Below are 2059 nucleotides of genomic sequence, written 5' to 3'. Positions count from 1 at the left end.
GGCCCGGAAGCTGTTGGCTGCCAGGAGCAGCCGACCTACAGATGGCACGGTATATCCCGGCCGGAACCCGCAGGTAGGTCGTGCGCCGCAGGCGTGCGACAGTCCGGGCCGCCTCCCGGGAGCCGGGGTCCCGACCGGCACCCGTCCGTGAAGACGGCCCGCCGCCGGGCGCGGCCGGTCTACCCCGCCGGCGTCCGAACCTCCGACGACGGCGGCTCGCGCAGCATCGCCGGGCGCAGACCGAGGGCGAGGAGCACGGCAAAATACGCCACCGCCGCCACCACGATGCAGCCCGCCAGCGCGGCCACCCGCAGCCCCGGTCCCGCCGCGATCCAGGCGTCGAGCTGGCGGGCCGGCCAGTAGAGTACGGCGAGCATCACCAGGACCGCCAGACCGACCTGCCGGCGCAGGCGCGGCCAGCCGGCCTGCGGCCGGTAGACGCCGCGCCGGCGCAGCCCGCGCACGAGCAGTCCGGCGTTCACCCCCGCGGCCAGGGCCGTACCCAGGGCCAGCCCGGCGTGGGCAACGCCGCTGCCGTACAGCAGCGCCACGGCGGCGATGCTGAACACCGCGTTTACCACCATCGCGACCACCGCGTAACGCACCGGTGTGCGCGTGTCCTGGCGGGCGAAATAGCCGGGCAGCAGGACCTTGACCAGCACGAAGGGGAACAGCCCCACCCCGTAGGTGAGCAGGCTGAAGCTCGCCGCCTGGACATCGCGGGCCCCGAAGGCGCCGTACTGGAACAACGTCGCCAGCATCGGCGCGGCCAGCGCCATCAACCCCACGGTCGCCGGGACGATGAGCACCAGCGTGAGCCGCAGGGCCCAGTCGAGGGTCGCGTTGAACGCCTCCGGCCCGGCGCCGGTGTGATCCCGAGACAGCCGCGGCAGGATCACCGTGCCGAGGGCGACGCCAAAGATGCCCAGCGGAAACTCCACCAGACGGTCGGACCAGTACAGCCAGCTGATGCTGCCGGTCATCAGGAACGACGCCAGCACCGTGTCCACGAGCAGGTTGATCTGCTGCACCGAGGTGCCGAACAGCGTGGGCCCCATCAGCCGCAGGACCCGGCGCACGCCGGGATCGCGGAAATCCGGCCGCGGCATCACCAGCAACCCCTGGCGGGCGAGGAACGGCAGCTGCAGCGCCAGCTGCAACGCCCCGGCGAGTGCCACCGCCCAGGCAAGTACCGCCACCCCGGGATCGAGCACGTCGCCGAGGATCAGCGCCGCGCCGATCAGGCAGACGTTGAGCAGTACCGGCGCGAACGCAGGCGGACCGAACGAGCCCAGGCTGTTGAGCACCGCGCCGGCACACGCGGTCAGCGAGATCAGCATCAGGTAGGGAAAGGTCACCCGCAGCATCCCCGCTGCCGCCGCGAGGCGCTCGGGGTCACCGGCGAAGCCGGGGGCGAACACCCGCACCAGCCAGGGCGAGGCCGCCATCCCCACGAGGGTCACCGCCAACAGCACCACCGCCAGGCTCCCGGAGGCCCGGCGCACCAGCGCCCTGACCTCCTGCGGCGTGCTCTGCGTGTGGTACTCCGAGAGGACCGGCACGAAGGCCTGGGAGAACGCCCCCTCGGCGAAGAGCCGGCGCATGAAGTTCGGGATCTTGAACGCCACCAGGAACGCGTCCATCCCTGCCGACGGGCCGAAGACCACGCCCAGGACGATATCGCGCACCAGCCCCAGGACCCGCGAGAGCAGCGTCCACGAGCTGAATGTCAGCAACGCCCGGAACAGGCCCGCTACCTTCATGCCGTTGTCTCCGTATACGCCTGCGATGCCCGGGCCCGGTACGCGGTCGCGCGCCCGCGCGCCGCGGGCGTCGCGCGTGATTGACACCGACCGGGCGAGGCGCCATCATACGCGACTTTATCGTGGACAGGATCACGCAGGAGTTCGACCTTGGCTAACATCGCCTCTGCTCAGAAGCGCGCTCGTCAGACCGAGCAGCGCCGTCGCCACAATCAGGCCCGCCGCTCGATGATGCGTTCCCAGCTCAAGCAGGTGATCAAGGCGATCGAGGCGGGCGACAAGGCGAAGGCCGAGGA

Annotated in this window: 2 protein-coding genes; one reads left to right on the top strand and one right to left on the bottom strand. The window is 71.3% G+C overall.

Translation table 11 applies throughout. The annotated features are described in order from the left end of the window. Window positions 1-179: 179 nt before the first annotated feature. Window positions 180-1763 (bottom strand): murein biosynthesis integral membrane protein MurJ, encoded by a 1584-nt coding sequence (murJ, locus tag G7A99_RS08655; protein WP_163139558.1) that lies wholly within the window; start codon window positions 1761-1763, stop codon window positions 180-182. A gap of 150 nt (window positions 1764-1913) precedes the next feature. Between murJ and rpsT the strand changes: the two genes are divergently transcribed. Continuing rightward, a partial coding sequence (rpsT, locus tag G7A99_RS25365; protein ID WP_240466194.1) for a 30S ribosomal protein S20 occupies window positions 1914-2059 on the top strand: 146 nt, incomplete at its 3' end.

Source organism: Arhodomonas sp. KWT, from assembly GCF_010993615.1.
Note: the sequence above shows the minus strand (reverse complement) of the source record. Positions and strands in the feature narration are given on the sequence as shown.

Excerpts from the sequence above, each read along its gene's own strand:
- murJ (WP_163139558.1), bottom strand. The coding sequence starts at position 1,763 with ATGAAGGTAGCGGGCCTGTTCCGGGCGTTGCTGACATTCAGCTCGTGG.